Consider the following 16,955-nt stretch of genomic DNA (forward strand, 5'->3'; position numbering starts at 1 on the left):
CCGCGAGCGCTGTCCTCGACCGACCTTCCCCTAGAAGGCCCGGCGGATGAAACACGCGGCCTGACAGCAACCGGCTGTCAATGGACAAGCTGCATGCTTCGTTGCTGGCAGGTCTTCGGACTCATGGACGCTGCGGGTCTCAACGGTTGATTGAGGCCGCAATCTACTAGCCGTCGCTTCCCAAGAAAAATGCAAATATCCCGATGCGCGCAGCATTACCTGGCACAGTCTCAGACGGGGATTTTCGCAAGCTTCCTCAGTGCGATTTGACGGCGGTCGTTTCCACTTACCGCTGCGGGGCAGTCCCGGTTTTTCACCGGCGTTCCCTCTTGGCGAGGCTCTGAGCGTTCAGAGCCAACCAGCAACGCGACCCATCATATCGTGCAATCATAGTGAGTCAACCACAACTGGTAGGTTTCGCGAAGGCTCGATGAAGAAACGGCGCAAGCCCAAGTGGGGCATCGATTTGCCAGGAAAAGATTTCGCTTGGTAACGGTGAACGTTAGAATTGGCCACCAGTTCAAGCAGAGCTAGCGTGATGTTCGGTTTCTCTTTTTGGAGCGGGCAAATGAGCCGTTTTCCGTGGCGAAGCTTGTTGGTTGGCGGCTGCGTTCTTTCGGCAACACTCGGAGCTGGTTGCACGCAATCGGTGTCGAATTCTTCGCTGCAACGGACGGCAGATTCCCGACCAGCGCCAGACTCAACCGAAGCGGTAGAGTCGATCGAGCAAACGATTCCGGCCGAGCCTGGCCTCGTCACACCGCCGACGCCGGTGCAGCTCACTTCGTTCAAAGCTCCCGAGCAAGAAGCGATCTGGTCGAGCTTTCGCGGTCCGACGGGGATGGGAACTTCTGAGACGAAAGGATTCCCGCTCGCGTGGAGCCTGACCGAGAACATCGCCTGGCGGGCCGATTTGCCGGGGCCTGGCGCGTCGAGCCCGATTGTCTTTGGCGACCGGATTTATATCACCGCCTATTCCGGATTTTTTGTTCCGGGCGAGGAAGGGAGCAAAGAAAACCTCACGCGGCATTTGATCGCCCTGAAGCGCGCCGATGGCAGTCTGATCTGGGAACAAAAAGTAAAAGCCAGGCTCCCCGAAGAAGACCGCATTCGCGATCACGGCTTTGCAGCGAGCACGCCTGCCGCCGATGCCGACGGCGTGGTGGTGTTCTTTGGCAAGACCGGCGTGATCGCTTTCAATCACGCGGGAAACGAAGTCTGGCGGCGCGAAGTGGGCGACAAGACGCACGGTTGGGGTTCGTCGGCTTCGCCGGTGTTTTATAAGGACCTTGTCTTCATCAACGCCAGTGTCGAGAGCGAATCGCTGTTTGCCCTCGATCGTAAGACTGGTGAAGTCAAATGGCAGCAGAAGAAGATTCGTGAAGCCTGGAATACTCCCGTGCTGGTGCGTGCCGAATCGGGGCGACTCGAACTGGTTGTTGCCACGCAGGGAAAAATTCTGGCCTTCAATCCGGATACGGGAGAGCCGCTGTGGAACTGCGATACCGATATCACGTGGTACATGGTGCCGAGCGTCGTGGCCGCCGATGGCGTGGTGTTTTCGCTCGGCGGTCGATCGGGCATTGCGGGCCTGGCAGTGCGGGCGGGTGGCAGTGGTGATGTGACCGATGCCAATCGCCTGTGGACCAGCAAGAAGGGTTGCAATGTTCCTTCGCCCATTTATCTCGACAAGCATCTGTACTGGATGCATCAGGATTTGGGAGTGGCCTACTGTGCGAAGGCCGATACCGGCGAGATCGTGTATGAAGAGCGCATCGCACGCAGTCAGGTCTACGCCTCGGCGCTGCTCGCCGATGGGAAGATTTATTACCTGACGCGCGACGGCAAGACCTATGTCGTGGCCGCCAAGCCGAAGTTCGAACAACTCGCCTTGAACGACATGAGCGACCGCAACGACCGCAACAATATTTTCAACGCTAGCCCCGCGGTCGATGGCTCTCGGCTCCTCATTCGCAACGATAAGCACCTATACTGCATTGGTAAGTAAGCCTCTACGGAAACCCACGTAAGAGAAAGCACTGCCATGCGGATCGGAATTATCGCGCTGCTGCAGGAATCGAACACGTTCATCGCGCAGCCGACGCAGCTCTCCCACTTCGAACAAGACATGCTGGTGACCGGCGATGCCATGCGGGAACGCTTGCAGGGCACGCATCATGAAGTCGGCGGCATGTTTCACGCGCTCGAGGATTTGAGCGTTACGCCGGTGCCGATCTTTGCCGCGCGGGCTTTTCCGTTTGCTTCCATCGAACGTTTGGCGGCCGAAGAGCTGCTGCGGCGAATGTTCGCAGCGCTGGACGAGGCCGGAAGAATCGACGGCTTGCTGGTCGCGCCGCACGGCGCGACCGTGAGCGAGCCCTGGCCCGATTTCGATGGCTATTGGCTGACGGAACTGCGAAAAAAACTCGGCCCCGATCTGCCGATCATCGGCACGCTCGATCCGCATGGCAACTTGTCGCCAGCGATGGTCGCGGCTTGCAACGCCCTAATTGCCTACCGCACCAATCCCCATCTCGATCAGCGAGCCCGCGGCGTCGATGCAGCCCGGCTGATCGTGAAGACGGTACGCGGCGATCTCAAGCCCACGATGGCGGTGGCCTATCCGCCGCTGACGATCAACATTGAACGTCAATGCACGCACGATGAGCCTTGCCACTCGCTGTACAAGTTTGCCGACGAACAGTTGAACGACGACAGCGTTCTCAGCAACAGCATCATGCTCGGCTTTCCGTACGCCGATGTGGCGGAGATGGGAACGTCGCTGATTGCCGTAACCAACAACGATCTGGACCTTGCTCAGCGATTGGCCAATCAATTGGCCAACTACTTGTGGCAGCATCGCCAGGATTTTGAAGGTCACTTGCTCAGTGTCGATCAAGCGCTCGACCAGGCGAGTCATCTCACTGCGCCTCTTTGCCTGCTCGATATGGGCGACAACGTCGGCGGCGGTTCTCCCGGTGATGGCACTTGGCTGGCGAATGCGATTTCCGAACGTGGCCTGCATGACGCTTTCGTCTGCTTATACGACCCGGCTGCTGTGGAACAATGCGTCGCGGCGGGCGTTGGCGGCAAACTCCGTTTGGAAATGGGTGGCAAGACCGACAATCTGCACGGCCCGCCGCTCGTTGATGAAGTCGAAGTTCTCGGGCTCTACGACGGCCAGTTCGAAGAGACCCAGGCCCGGCATGGCGGGTTTACGAAGATGGATCAAGGGCCGACCGCAGTGGTCCTCACCAGTCGCGGCTTGACGGTAATGCTCACTACCCGCCGAGCCATGCCGTATAGCTTGAAGCAGATCACCACGTTTGGCATCGAGCCGGCGAAGTTCAAAGTGCTCGTCGCCAAAGGCGTGAACGCGCCCCTCGCGGCGTACAAAGAGGCCTGCAAGAGTTTCCTCAAAGTGAACACCGCCGGTTGCACGAGTGCCGACCTGACGCAGTTCGCCTATCACCGCCGCCGCCAGCCGCTCTACCCGCTGGAACGCGATTTCGAGTGGGCCGCTTCGTAGCGACAAGCTGCCAAGGCGATATCGCCGCCCGAAGTTGTCCACACCACAACAGCGTTTCAGAAATCTGAAACTGGCCTTAACTCCTCGCGGGGTAACACGTTCTTGCGAAAACAAACGGTTGTAGCGTCGTTATTTTACAACAACTACTTTGGGTGGTGCGCTCAATAACTGCAGTGCATGTCTTCCATTGATGCTGCACAACATTCGCAGCAGTCGCGCTTAATGTCTACCACACTGTCAAAGAACTTCTACCATCCTTTAGACAACATCGCGCGGACAACTCTGGTCCGTGGCTGGAAAGAAAGTAGCCGTTCACGCTGGCGCTGATTTCGGGAGGGCGAGGCTCCCGCCGAGCCGCGCCGGTCGAAAGCTGTCGCCTACGGCCTTCGCAATTCCACCTCGGCGGCTCGGCAGGAGCCTCGCCCTCCCGTCGCACGTCGCGACAACGTCGCTGGCGCGGAAAAATAGTATCCGTGCTCGTCCGCAGCGCATCCACAACTAGCAGACTCGTCGCAGTGAGTCGGGGATGAGGACTGTTTCCGCCTGGCGCGGCAGGTTAGGCTCGATGGAGCAACCTACTCTTCCGCCGAGGAATCTCGCCCCATGCCTTCCCCGCTTGGCAGCCTGCCGTCGATCAACGAACTGCTCGAAAGTCCGCCGCTCAAGGCGCTCGTCGACCGCGTCAATCCGGCCCGTGTGATGACCAGCGTCCGCTCGTTCGTCGATGGCATGCGGCTGGAACTGCAAACTGCAGTCGCTCAGCGACAAATCCCTTCACCACTCGCCCTGGCCGAGCAGATCGCTAATTGGATTGTGCGGCAGGATCAGGCCGGCGTCCGCAATGTGCTCAATGGCACGGGTATTCTGCTCCATCCGGAGCTGGGCGGTGCACCGCTCGCCGATGAAGCGCTCGCGGCGTTACGGAGTGCGGCTGCCAGTTATTCACGAATTCCCACGGCAGGAGCCAAACCGACGCGCGTCGAACAACTGCTGCAGGAACTCACGGGCTGCGAAACCGCGGTCGTCACGCCGAACGCCGCGCTGGCGATTGGCCTGTTGACCAAGGCGCTGGCTTACGGCAAGGAAGTGCTCATTCCTCGCTGCCAATTGCTGACCGCCGCCGATGGCTCGCGTGGGTATGAGTTGCTCACCGCAGCTGGGGCCAAACTGCAAGAGGTGGGGGCCGCCAACGAACTGACGATCAACGATCTGTCGCGCGCTGGCGACTCCGCTTTTCTCTTTTGGCAGCACGATCTCCCTTCGACTGCAACTCAGCCATCGCTCGCTGAAGTTGGGACTTGGGCGCAGCGCCATTCCGTGTCCCTCATCGTCGACCTGGGGAGCGGCGGATTGAACGATGGCGCTGCTTTCGGAATTGCAGCGCAACCGACGGCGGCTGCCGCGATCCAAGCCGGCGCTACGGCGGTCATTGTCCGCGGCGATGGCTTGCTCGGCGGACCAGGCTGCGCGATCATCGCCGGCAAGAGTTCGCTCATCAGCAAGCTCCTGGCCGATCCGTTGGCCCGGACCGCCAACACCGATAAGGCGACACTTGCCGCGCTCGAGGCGACCCTGGAGCTCTATCGCCCCGCTGCCGACCCGGCGAGCAATCACATCGAGCGCTCGATTCCGCTCCTCGGCCTACTTGCGGCATCGGCCGATAATTTGAAGCACCGCTGCGAACGGTTGTCGCCGCAGCTCGCTGCCTCGCCGGCGCTCGCCGCCGTCGAACCCCGGGCCGATTTTGCCTGGCTAACGGCGGCCAAGCTCGATAGCCAAAAACTGCCGACCTGGGGCCTGACGCTGCAGCCCGCACAGGGCACGGCTGCCGATCTGTTGGCGGCCCTGAGCAACACAACTCCTGCGGTCATCGGCAGTTTGGCCGGCGATCGCGTCTGGATCGATCTCCGCGCCATCTCGCCGCGCGAGGACCAGCAATTGGTCAACGCCGTGAATCAGCTGGCCGCCAAGTAACTGCGTGTCACTTGCTTGAGCGCCGGTGTCGGGGATCGCGACGCAGCTATCCCGGCAAAAGTATCGATTCTAACTGTCGTGAAAGCTAATCACGGCGAAAACGCGATTCTACGCGTTTTTTGAGCTCTGGCACATCGATTGCTTTTCAGTGCTCCGTCCTCAACGAGAAATCTGGCGAGGGCGCTGTTCGATGCCGTGGTGACACTACTCGGACAGCGCCCTTTTTGAAAATCTGGCGAGGGCGCTGTTTGATGCGGTGGTGACACTGCCCAAGCAGCGCCCTTTTTCGAAAAATCTGGCGAGGGCGCTGTCCGGTTCAATGGCAACATTGGCCGGACAGCGCTCTTTTTTCAAGCCAACTTACGACGACCGAAATCTGGCGAGAGCATGGTGCGAATTGGTGGTGACACCAAACGCCCCATGCTCTTTTTTTTGCGCCGTTGCCAACTAGCGCGACGACGCCACCGATTGCGGCAAGCGCACCTGATCTGCGACGGTTTCGGTCATGTGCTGTAGCGGCATGCCGTTGTCGCGGTCGTTTTCATCGCGGGGATTTTCTTCGCTCTTCTTGGCAAAGAGCAACTGCTGCAACTCGATCATCACGCTAAGGAGCGCGGGAACGAAGACCAGCGTGACCACCGTTGAAATGATCAGGCCGCCGAGGAGCACCGCGCCGATGCCGCGATAAAGTTCGCTGCCGGCGCCCGGTGCGAGCACCAGCGGCAAGAGACCCACGAGACCACCGAGCGTGGTCATGAAGATCGGGCGGATACGGGTGCGAACGGCCTCGATCACGGCATCGCCGATACTCATGCCGTCTTCTTTGAAGTGAATGAGTGACTGTTCGACGATGAGAATCGGGTTATTCACCACCGTACCGACGAGCATGATGAAGCCGAGCATCGTGAGCACATCGAGCGGTTGCAGCACCCACATATTGAGTAGCCACAGACCGGCGAAGCCGCCGACCGCACCCAGCGGCACCGTCATGATGACCACGAACGGATAGACCCACGATTCGAAGGTGGCGGCCATCAGCAGGTAAGTGATGACGACGGCGAGGAGCAGATTCGAACGGAGCGAAAACCAGGTGCTGCGAAGTTTGTCTGCCGTACCTTCCAGGCTGATGCGATAACCGCCCGTTAATCGTCCGCTGGCTTGCAACGGCTTGATCACATCCTTGGTGATCATGTCCATCGCCAGTTCGAGCGGCATATCCGGCGGAGGACTCACTTCGAGCGTAATGGCTCGCTGACGAGTGCGGTGATTCACCTGTTCCGGACCGGGTTCCAGGCGAATGTTGGCGATGGCTTCGAGCGGTACGAGCTGACCGGCAGGAGTAGCAATCGGCACCGTCTGCAAACTCTGTTCGCTGTTGGCATAGCGATCTTCGCCGACGATGCGGAGGTCGATCTTGTCGCCACCCTTGTAGTAATCGGCGGCGTACGCGCCGTCGACGAGGGCATCGACCGCGTAGCCGAGCTCTTGGGCCGTCATCCGCAGATCGGCAGCTTGCTCGAACTTCGGATAAATCCGCATTTCGGGATTCGCCAAGTCGAGGCTCGGCGTGGGGCGGATTTGCGCGGCGGGAATCAAACCGGGCATTTCAGGAGAGCCCTTCAACCGACCGAAAATCTCACCGCCGAACGCAACGAGCTTGTTGATATCAGGGCCGGTGATTTCGATATCCACCGTACGACCGCCCGTGAGACCTTGCTCGAACAAGCTCGCCTGCTTGGCGATCAAGAACGTTCCTGGCAGTTTGTCGCCGATCCTTTGAATGACAGGCACAAGATCCTTGGCCCGCGCGGGATCGAGCGAACGAGCGCCGATGAAGACTTGCCGGTTACGAGCGACGAAGAAGAAGTCGTTGATCACCAGCTTCTTGCCGTTGACCACTTCGGGGTCGTCGAGCTCCACATCCCAGAACGGCCGGAGCTCTTCTTCGACGAGGTTGCCCATCTTCAGCAGATGGTCGAGGTTGTAACCCGGCGGCGGAATGACGATGCCGAACACGAGGTTTCGGTCGCCGCTCGGCAGATACTCCACCTTCGGCAGCAGCATCCAAGTGAGGACGCACGAACCGGCGATCACCGCGCAGACGACGATGATGCGCGGGAACAAGCTGATCTGCAAACCGCGATTGAATCCGATTAGCAGATTGACCATCCAGTCGGCGATTTTGTCGGAAATTTTCAGGATGAAGTTAATCGGCAACATCAGCCAATTCACAAAACCCCAGAACCCCGTGCGGCGTTCTTTCTGCGGCTCGGCTTCGGGAAGAATCACGTTGCCGTGGCGATCTTTTTTGTGCGGCTTCAAAATCCGCATCGCAGCCGTCGGCACCACGGCCACGGCGACGAGCATCGAGAGAGCTACCGCCGCCGAAATGGAAATGGCGATGTCGCGAAACAATTGTCCGGCCTCTTCTTTGATGAAGAGGACCGGCAAAAACACGGCTAGGTTGGCGAGCGTGGCATTGAGCAGAGCGCCCCACACTTCACCGGCGCCGTTGACGGCTGCATCTTCGGGAGATTCACCCTTTTGGTGCCGGCGATAAATGTTTTCGAGCATCACGATCGCGTTGTCGACGAGCATGCCGACCGCGAATGCCAGACCGCCGAGCGCGAGCACGTTGAGCGAGCGGCCGAGCACGGCCATCACCAGAAACGCGCCGACGGTGCTGATGATGATGTGGGCAAAAATGATGAGCGTCGGCCAACCGTTGCGAAGGAAGACGAGCAACGTGAGGAACGTGAAAATACTTCCCCAAAACAAGTTGTCGCTCACCAGATTCATGGCCGAATAGATGTATTCGGTTTCGTCATAGACCTGTACCAGTTGCAGGTTTTGGTTCTTCAGAATGTCGGCGTTCAGATCGATCATCGTGCCGCGCACGCCTTTCATGACGTCGAGCACGTTTTCGCCGACGCCGCGCTGCACGTTGATGGCGATGCTGGTCGTGCCGAACCGCTTCACGATGCCGTCGGGCTTCTTGTAGCCTTCGACGACCTTGGCAATGTCGCGGACATAAACGGGCACGCCGTCGCGGCGAGCGACGATCGCATTTTCGACTTGCTCGGGAGAGCGGAATTGGCCCAGCGTCCGCACGACGTAACGGCGCTTCCCTTCCCAGTAGTCGCCAGCCGACGTGTCTTCGTTCTGACCGCGGAGAGCCACGCGAATGTCGTTGATGGTCAGACCGCGGGCGGCCAGATGCTCAGGATTGACGACGACTTGCAGCTCTTCTTCGCGACCACCGAGCACGTTGGCGTTCGAAACACCTTCGACGCGCTCCAGCGCCGACTCGATGTAGTCTTCGGCAAATTTGCGGAGTGTGGTCACATCGCGATCGGGTGGCAACCAGGCTTTGATCCGCGGTTCGGTGACCGCCAGATCCTTCAGCCGGTGCATCGTCAAGCCTTCGTTGTTCGAGTTGTAGGCCTTGTCGAGCGTGGCTTTCAGGTCGGGATGCTTGGCGGTGAACTCATCCTTTTCCTCGACCGTCGGCACGCGTTCGCCGAGGATCAACCAGGCGATCGGGCGATTGGCGGCGTTCGAAGTATTGATGACCGGTTCGTCCACGTCTTCCGGATAGCTCGGCACTTGAGCGAGCTTGGTGTTGACCTTGAGCAGCGCTTCGCTGACATCGATGCCGACCGGAAACTCGAGCGTGATGCGGCCCATCGAGTCCATGCTTTCGGAAGTCATTTTCCGCACGCCTTCGACGCTCTTAAGCTGTTCCTCCTGCTCGTGAATGATCTGCTTTTCGACTTCTTCGGGACTAGCGCCCGGCCACATCGTTTCGATGGTCAGCGTCGGCACTTCCACTTCGGGCGTGAGCTGCATCGGCATCGTGAAGAGCGACAAGATGCCGAACATCAACAGCAGGATCACGCCGACGGTGACCTTGACGGGATTGTTGACGAAGGTGGTGATCAAATTCATGTTCGGGTCTCGTCACTGCGAAGCAATGAAGGAGGGCAATTGGCGAGGATGCGGAGCAGGCAGGACGTTGAGCAACGGCAGACAAAAAGGACGACTAGGGGAAGCTGATGTTGATCGCTTCAGCCCGCACATCTTGGCCGGGGCGGAGCCGTTCGTTCCCTTCGACGACGAGCACGTCGCCGGCTTTGATTTCGCCCACGCCGACGCTGACCCATTGGCCTTGCGCGACGCCGAGCGTAACCGGAACCGGCCGAACGCTGCTCTTGCCGGCGGTAGTGTCAACGACATAGACCACCGGAGATCGACCGCCGATCGCGATCGCATCTTTGGGTACAAACGGCAAGGGCTTGGCTTCGCCGACGGGGAGCGTGACGCGAGCGAACATGCCGGCCTTCAGCAGCGGGCCACGTTCATCGACGACGTTCTCGACGCGGACTTTGACCGGAAAGGTGCGAGCACGAGCATCGGCTTGCGGATTGATGATGGCCACTTTGCCGACGAAGCGCTGACCACGGAGCGCGGTGATTTCGACATTCCCCATCACGCCGGGCGTGAGCTTGGTCGCGTAGTCTTCGAGCACGGCGATTTCGACATCGACGTTGCCGAGCTCAGCGATCTCGGCGGCGTGATCGCCTTGCATCATCCACTGGCCCACTTCGGTGAACTCGGCAGTGACCCAGCCATCGAACGGAGCAAACATCGTGTGCCGTTGAAACTGTTCGCTCAAGCGTTCGACTTCGGCTTCTTGCACCGCGATGCGGGCCTTCCACTGTTCGTGCTTCTGCTCCCAGGTGTTGCCCGTGAGGAGTCGCAGCACAGCGGCGGCGTTGTTGCGGGTCGCTTCGGCTTGCTGCTCGTGACTGACAGCTTCTTCGAGCGCTTCCTTGGTAATCGCATTCAGCAATTGCTTGGCCCGTTCGGCGCGGCCGTGCTGAAAGGTTTGGTTGGCTTCGGCGATGGCGAGTTGGGCTCGGGCTTGGGCGATTTCGTCTGCCCGCGAATTCTCCATTTCCAGCAGCGCGGCCTTGCGAACTTCCAGCTCGGCTTCGGCGGCTTTCTTTTCGGCGCCGATGATGCCGCGGCGCAGATGAGCGATGGGCGCGCCCTTCTTCACGAAGTCGCCTTCGTTGACCAGATATTCCTCGACGCGGCCTGAAGCGGCGCTGCCGACGACGCTCTTGCGGAGCGGGGTGACCGTGCCGACGAAGCTCTTTGGTTCATCGAGTGTCTCGATGCGCGCGGTGGCGACAAAGACGCGCGGCGGTGGCGGAGCGGCCGCGGGCGGACCCTTGGGAGCTTGCGCGAACGACGAGGCCGCCAGGGTGAGCAGAAGTGTGAAAGCAACGTTGCGTGTCATTTAGACGGCCTTTAAGGCGGAGAGTTCTTGATCGAGGTTTTTGCGAACGCGGGTGAGAAGTCGTTTGAGCGTGGCGAGCTCGCTGGCTTTCATGCCTTCGGTGGCCCGCGCGCGAACGCGTTTGACGCAGGCCACGATCTTGGTCCAAACAGGTTTGGCCGAGGGTTGCGGATGAATCAACTTGCGGCGGCGGTCGGTAGTGCACGGCAGGCGTTTGATCCAGCCGTCGCGCTCCATCCGATCGAGAATGCCGACCAGCGTGGCAGGTTCCAAATGCATCCGTTCGGCGAGCTCAGCCTGCGCGAGGGGCCCTTCGAGGGCGAGAAACCCCAGGACCTGACATTGCCGGTAGGTAATGCCCGTCGGCGCGAGTTCTTCGTTGATCGCCCGCTGGTACTCGTGCGACGTGGTCATGATCCAGAAGCCGGCGCTGTTTTCGAAATCGTATTCGAGCACGGCAATGGTTTCCGTATAAATGATTTGCGCCCTAACGAATAATTTATCTTAAAAGTAGCGGGTTAGGGATGCAAGTTTGACTTGCGCGCAAAGCAACCCCGCCAGGGGTTAGTAGCAATACCGGCATAGAACCGGGTTCTTACAGCAGATGGGGAATTCGCGCAGATTTTTTTAGCTGCCGAGCACATTCCCTTGCTCTGAATGGCTTTACGGCAACTCAGCCAGCAAATCGGTGAGGCTGCGGATGTGCTCTCCGGTGGATTCTGCGGAATTCCGCACCAGCCAACGTGCTAGCCAACCGCAGCGGTGAGGCGCCGCGACGTCATTTTCGAAGTCGTCGCCGACCATCAGGATGCGTGCGGGTTCGAGTTGGGTTGCCTGCTGGATGGCCCCGTAGAATCCGTCGGCTGGTTTGACCCAGCCGACACGCGAACTAACGAACTGATCCTCATCCGAAATCTGATCGAGCGGCCACAGCTCTTTGCAAATCCCGATCAGCCGCGAATCGAAATTCGACGCCACGCCGATGCGGTACCCGCGGCGGCGTAACTCGGTGAGCGTTGGAGCAATGTCGTCGAACAACTGCCAATGCGCCGCCTCGGCAAAATGTTGCCACAATCGCTGAAACGCGGCTTCGATGTTCTCTGTCGGAACGCCCGCCAATACTTGCGTGACAACGGCTCGCCAGAAATCGACTTCGGCCGCTTCGCTGGTTTGGCCGTCTTGTTCCAACCGGCGAAAAGATCTGGCGTTCGTCATCGCCGAACCAAACCGTGCGCCGAGCTCGTTGCGTGAGATTCTCAAGCCGAATTCTGCCGCGATTCGTTGATACACCGCAGCGACAGAGGGCTCGGGAAAGATCAGCGTGCCCACTGCATCGAACAAGATTAACCCAGGCCGGTTCACTTCGGCGTTTCCGGCATCGGCAAAACGCCGGAGCGTTTGGCATCGAAGGGATTGCCGAGTGGATCGAGCAGAGCTTCGGTGATGCGGCGGCGACGAACTTTGCGGACCTGGGCCCACACGCCGTCGACGATCACCGTATCGCCACCCTTGAGATTGTCTTCACGACCTGCATTAAGCCAGTCGTTGAGCGTCATCGTATCGGGGCTGTCGCCGCCGAGCTCGGGCCGATTCAACTGCGTGCGCAGCTGAGCAAGCGATACGCCGCCGCCGATCACCAGTTGTTGGCCAGCGGGGCTGATGTGTCGCGGCAGACGATCGAACTCATCCTGAATATCGCCGATCAGCTCTTCGAAAATATCTTCCTGCGTGATCATGCCGACGATTCGGCCGCCTTCGCCGCGGACGAGCGCCAAGTGCTGATGCTCGGTCGTCATTCGCTTGAGAGCTTCGCTGAGAGTCATGTTTTCCGACAGGCTGCTAATCTGCCGAACGATCTCGCGAATCACTGGGTTGCCCGGATGCGTCTTGGCGAGCAGCACCATGTCTTTGAACGTGACGTAGCCGATGATTTTTTGCGGATCGCCACGCTGCACGGTCACCGGAAACCGGGTGTGCAAGTCCATGTGGGCGATGATCAGGTTCTCGCTCAACGTAGCGTCGGCCACCACCATGACGATGTCTTCTTCGGGCAGCATGATCTCGGCGACCTTCATCGCCGACAGGCGACTCGCCTGCAGAATGATCCGTTCCTCTTGCATGCCGATGGCTTGGCTGGCGCGGAGCAAGTTCACCTGCGCTCGCAACTCATGCAAACCCACCGCTCGATGATCCTCTTTCTGCCGCATAAACGGCAGCCGTTCGACAATCGCGACAAATTGCGTGGTAATGGCTTCGAACAACCAAACGGCGGGGAAAAAGACGATGGAAAAGACCCACATCGCCGGGCTGAGGAGCAGGCAGACGAGCTCGGCGTTCTTTAGGGCGAAGACCTTGGGAATGAGTTCGCCGACGACGATCGTAAACGCCGAGATGGGGATCACCACGCAGGCTATGGCGAAAAAATCGGCCCAATCTTTATGAATGCCGACCGAGGCGAGGACTTTTTCAAAATAAGGTGCGAGACTTTCCTCGGCGGAAGCACCACCCATCGCAGCGGCAATTGCGCCCACGAGCGTAATGCCGAGCTGCACGGCGGCGAGGCTTGCTTCCATCCGCCCTTTCATCAGCAGCGACACGCTCGCGCCAGAGCGTTTTTGTTCGGCCAGGAGTCGCAGGCGGTCGGTCCGAACAGAGGCGAGCGCTAATTCATACGCGGCAAACAAGCCGTTGATAAACAGCAAGAAGCCGATGATCAGGATGACCGATAGACTCATTCCGCAAAAATTCCTGAGATAGCGCAGGCGAACCGAGTGCTCCCGGCAGCAGACCGCCTAGGCAAGCAGGATAATCGATAGAGCGAACAGAGATAAGGCGGCACGCATAACGGAGCGGCAATCTTTGTGGCGACAGCTGAGCGACAATGTGGCAGACGAAAGCGCCCTGCGGCCTGCCGCTCAGCGCAGGCAAGATCAACACATTGCCTTGTTCATCGGCCGCGCGATGTTAGAATAGTGTGAAGCTGTGGCAACGCAGCCTGTGATGGTCATTTTCCTTTGCGACGACCGTTTGCGGGATTCACGTCCCTAGTGCCGCCGAAATGAGCGAAATCCACCACGAATGCGGCATTGCCGCCATCTATCACTTGCCTGGCGACCTGCATCACTTGGTCCCTGGTGAGGGGCTAGAGGAAACAGCGCGGCTGCTCCCTCGCATGCTCCAGGACATTCAGAATCGCGGGCAACTCGCCGCAGGCATGACCTCCTACTGGCCGGGCAAGCCGCAACTGCTGACCACGCACAAAGAAATCGGCATGGTTAGCGAAGCCTTCAAGCTGAACCAGCGCGAAGAAGCCGAAGCGATCATGAATCGCCTCCTAGGTGTCGCCTCGATCGGCCATGTGCGCTACGCCACTTGCGGCGCCGACGATCGCAACTACGCCCAGCCGTTCGAGCGGAGCCACATCGAAAAAAGGAAGTGGTTCAGCTTCGCTTTCAACGGCCAACTGGCGAATGTGCAAGAGCTGAAAGACAAGCTGCTGTCGGATAAGTCGCATCACTTGACGCGCGACAACGACACCGAAGTGATCATGCACGAGATCGGTCGCGAAATGTCCGGCGATCGCCGGCCGACGCTGATCGAACTGATGACCAATCTCAGCCGCAAATTCGATGGCGCCTACAGCATCGTCCTGCTGAACGCCGAGGGGGACATGCTCGTCGCCCGCGACCCGCTCGGCATCAAGCCATTGTGCTACGCGAAAGAGGGCAACCTCTTCGCCGCTGCCAGCGAGAGCGTGCCACTGCTGAACCTCGGTTTTCAGCCCGAAGACATCAAGTCGCTGCCCCCTGGCTACGCGATCACCATTGTCGACGGCAAGTTCGACATCCAGCAATTCGCCGATCAAACCGGTCGGGCTCACTGCTACTTCGAATGGGTTTACTTTGCCAACGTGGCGAGCACGCTCGATGACCGCAGCGTCTATCTGTCGCGCACCGCGCTCGGCGAAGAACTCGCCCGCCTCGAGCTGCTCGACGGCAGCGTGGTGATCGACGAAAACACCATCGTCGTCCCCGTGCCGGACACCAGTAAAGCGGCCGCCGATGCCATGGCCCACCGCCTGCGTGTGCCGTCGCGCGAAGGGCTGATTCGCAATCGCTACTCGGGCCGAACCTTCATCGAAGGTGGCGGCAGCCGCAAGAAAAAAGCCGAGACCAAGTACACGCCGCTGCGTGAAGTGCTGCAAGGGAAGCGAGTCTTCCTCGTCGAGGATTCGATCGTCCGCAGCACCACGATGCGTGTGCTCCTCAATCGCATTCGCAAGTTGGGCGGCGCGAAAGAAATTCACGTCCGCGTCGCTTGTCCACCGATTGTCGCGCCTTGCTTCTACGGCATCGACATGTCGACCATCGACGAGCTCTTTGCTCCGAAGTTTATGAACGGCGGCGAATTGACCCCGGCCATCGAAGCCGAAATGGCCGCCGCCCTCGGGGCCGATTCGCTCCGTTATTTGCCGGTCGATTCGATTGCCAAAGCGGTCCGCTTTCCCAGCAGCAGCCTCTGCCAGGCCTGCATCACCGGCAGCTATCCGACGGCATCCGGCCAAAAGCTCTATCAAATCGCCCGCGAAAACATCGGCAAGTCCGCCGGCGATTCGCGGACCTACGAAACGCAGCAATCGCTGACGTTTGCTGAGTAGCACAGACGGGCTTGGTCAAGTTTTGGCGGCTGCGTGCGGCGAAAGTCTAGTTCAAGATGCAGCGCATCATCGAGCTTGCCTTAACGATCGTCATCTTGATTGGCGCGGTCTTCCTGTGGCGATCGACATCGACGCGCAGCGAACTCACACGCGAGCACGATCGGCTGGCCAACAAAGTCGGCCGGTTGCAAATCAAGGATCCCACGAAGATCCATCTCTTGGCGATCAACACCGACGATCCGCAGCACTTTGCTTGGCGCGCCTATTTTCCGCCCAACTATCATTACGCGTATTCTTGCAGCAGCGGCGGCGGTTCGGGCTCGAACAGTTCGGCGTGGGAAGGGATCTTGCGAGTGCGGGTTCGAGAAGTCAACGGAAAGACACTCCTTTCTCATGCTCTGCTGAATGGCAGTGGTCTGCGCAGCATCGGTTCTGAGCCGTTGACGAAGGTTCTCAAGGAACAGCCAGGAATGACGCCACGGCTGCAAGCCGAACAACTGGGCACGAAAGGACTGGTAATGTTCGATACCAGCGAAGTGTTGACCTTGGTCAAGTTGTCCCTCTCTGACGAAGCACTCGCCGATGCGAAACAGCATTTGAATGAGTGGGAACTGAAACAACTCACGCCGCACCTCGAACGGATCCGCATCGGGCCGCCCGGTTTTCCAGAGCGTGAACGCGACGGCAAGTAAGTATTGTCGCAGTAACAGCAGCACGAGCTATGCAAACGCCGACCGCGGAAATCAAATCGACGCCATCCCCGGTGAAGCGACCTCGTTGGCAGTTCACCCTCCGGACGATCTTGCTCCTCACTGCTGCCGTCGGAGTGTGGACGGCAGTGATCGTCAATCGACGAGAGATTCCACAGCTGGAGCAGCGAATCAAGGCGATGCGGTTGCTGGCGCGCGAACTGGATATCAAAGATCCGAATAAGATCGCCGTCGTGAAATGCCAGGAGCTGTGGTACGACGACAACGAATGGAAAATTTATCTGCCGGAAGGAAAATTTCAGGTTTCGCTGGCAACCCAAGAGGTCGACGCGCAAGATCTGGCCCCGCCAAGCAAATCTGCGCCGCTGCCGGCAGGAACTTTTCGGCTGTCCATCGCGCAAGAAAAACAGGGCAAGGATTGGCGAATTCGTGTTCTAAAGAACGGCCAGGAGTTCATTACCGTCGATGAACCGGCGACCTGGCATCCAGGGCATGGCTCTTCCGGCGGTGGCGCCTATTCGACGACCGAGCAAATGAATTCGAGCGAGCCCTTAGTCCTCTTCCGCCGGCGGTTCATGCAACCCGTGTCGGCGACTTCGAGCCAGACTCCGAACGGTCCTTGCGCCGGGGTTTTGCTCTGGATCGAGCCAGTGAAGTGAACGCCGCAAACTCGCGACTTGCAGGAAATTGCGCGCCAACTCCGTCAGAGGGGCGGACTTGCGCTCCGTAACACCAAGCGGAGTTGCGAGTCATTCTGCTAGGGATTCCCGGCGACCGGTG

Annotated in this window: 11 protein-coding genes and 1 riboswitch; of the genes, 6 read left to right on the plus strand and 5 right to left on the minus strand. The window is 59.3% G+C overall.

Annotated elements, in window-relative coordinates; translation table 11 throughout:
• Nucleotides 1–89: 89 nt before the first annotated feature.
• A riboswitch (cobalamin riboswitch) is annotated at nucleotides 90–378 on the minus strand.
• 190 nt (nucleotides 379–568) lie between these two features.
• The 3 genes from M9Q49_RS06530 to M9Q49_RS06540 all read left to right on the plus strand — a co-directional run bounded on the left by M9Q49_RS06530 (nucleotide 569) and on the right by M9Q49_RS06540 (nucleotide 5,503).
• Nucleotides 569–2,008: a PQQ-binding-like beta-propeller repeat protein gene (locus M9Q49_RS06530; RefSeq protein WP_254507905.1), complete on the plus strand. Its 1,440-nt coding sequence runs from the start codon at nucleotides 569–571 to the stop codon at nucleotides 2,006–2,008.
• A 36-nt stretch (nucleotides 2,009–2,044) separates the two neighbouring features.
• Nucleotides 2,045–3,529 carry a M81 family metallopeptidase gene (locus tag M9Q49_RS06535; protein ID WP_254507906.1) on the plus strand — a complete coding sequence of 495 codons (1,485 nt, stop codon included), beginning with the start codon at nucleotides 2,045–2,047 and terminating at the stop codon, nucleotides 3,527–3,529.
• Nucleotides 3,530–4,132: 603 nt separating this feature from the next.
• Nucleotides 4,133–5,503 (plus strand): hypothetical protein, encoded by a 1,371-nt coding sequence (locus M9Q49_RS06540; protein ID WP_254507907.1) that lies wholly within the window; start codon nucleotides 4,133–4,135, stop codon nucleotides 5,501–5,503.
• Nucleotides 5,504–5,950: 447 nt separating this feature from the next.
• On the opposite strand, the gene M9Q49_RS06545 is transcribed toward M9Q49_RS06540, so the two are convergent.
• The 5 genes from M9Q49_RS06545 to M9Q49_RS06565 form a co-directional block, all read right to left on the minus strand.
• The gene (locus M9Q49_RS06545; RefSeq protein WP_254507908.1) at nucleotides 5,951–9,451 is read right to left on the minus strand and encodes an efflux RND transporter permease subunit; all 3,501 of its coding nucleotides are present in this window, start codon (nucleotides 9,449–9,451) and stop codon (nucleotides 5,951–5,953) included.
• Nucleotides 9,452–9,545: 94 nt separating this feature from the next.
• Nucleotides 9,546–10,808: an efflux RND transporter periplasmic adaptor subunit gene (locus M9Q49_RS06550; RefSeq protein ID WP_254507909.1), complete on the minus strand. Its 1,263-nt coding sequence runs from the start codon at nucleotides 10,806–10,808 to the stop codon at nucleotides 9,546–9,548.
• Nucleotides 10,809–11,264 carry a MarR family winged helix-turn-helix transcriptional regulator gene (locus tag M9Q49_RS06555; protein WP_254507910.1) on the minus strand — a complete coding sequence of 152 codons (456 nt, stop codon included), beginning with the start codon at nucleotides 11,262–11,264 and terminating at the stop codon, nucleotides 10,809–10,811.
• A 207-nt stretch (nucleotides 11,265–11,471) separates the two neighbouring features.
• On the minus strand, nucleotides 11,472–12,149 hold the full coding sequence (locus M9Q49_RS06560; RefSeq protein ID WP_254507911.1) for an HAD-IA family hydrolase: 678 nt from the start codon (nucleotides 12,147–12,149) through the stop codon (nucleotides 11,472–11,474).
• 17 nt (nucleotides 12,150–12,166) lie between these two features.
• Complete coding sequence (locus tag M9Q49_RS06565; RefSeq protein WP_254507912.1) at nucleotides 12,167–13,543, minus strand: hemolysin family protein; 1,377 nt, start codon at nucleotides 13,541–13,543, stop codon at nucleotides 12,167–12,169.
• 323 nt (nucleotides 13,544–13,866) lie between these two features.
• On the opposite strand from M9Q49_RS06565, the gene M9Q49_RS06570 reads away from it, so the two are divergent.
• The 3 genes from M9Q49_RS06570 (at nucleotide 13,867) to M9Q49_RS06580 (ending at nucleotide 16,834) form a co-directional block, all read left to right on the plus strand.
• Nucleotides 13,867–15,465 carry an amidophosphoribosyltransferase gene (locus tag M9Q49_RS06570; RefSeq protein WP_254507913.1) on the plus strand — a complete coding sequence of 533 codons (1,599 nt, stop codon included), beginning with the start codon at nucleotides 13,867–13,869 and terminating at the stop codon, nucleotides 15,463–15,465.
• 56 nt (nucleotides 15,466–15,521) lie between these two features.
• Entirely contained in the window at nucleotides 15,522–16,157 is a 636-nt protein-coding gene (locus M9Q49_RS06575) for a hypothetical protein (RefSeq protein WP_254507914.1), read from the plus strand.
• Nucleotides 16,158–16,228: 71 nt separating this feature from the next.
• Nucleotides 16,229–16,834, plus strand: coding sequence for a hypothetical protein (locus tag M9Q49_RS06580; protein ID WP_254507915.1), 606 nt, complete (start codon nucleotides 16,229–16,231; stop codon nucleotides 16,832–16,834).
• Nucleotides 16,835–16,955 lie beyond the last annotated feature (121 nt).

Origin of the sequence: Anatilimnocola floriformis (assembly GCF_024256385.1) — a bacterium.
Lineage (GTDB): Bacteria > Planctomycetota > Planctomycetia > Pirellulales > Pirellulaceae > Anatilimnocola > Anatilimnocola floriformis.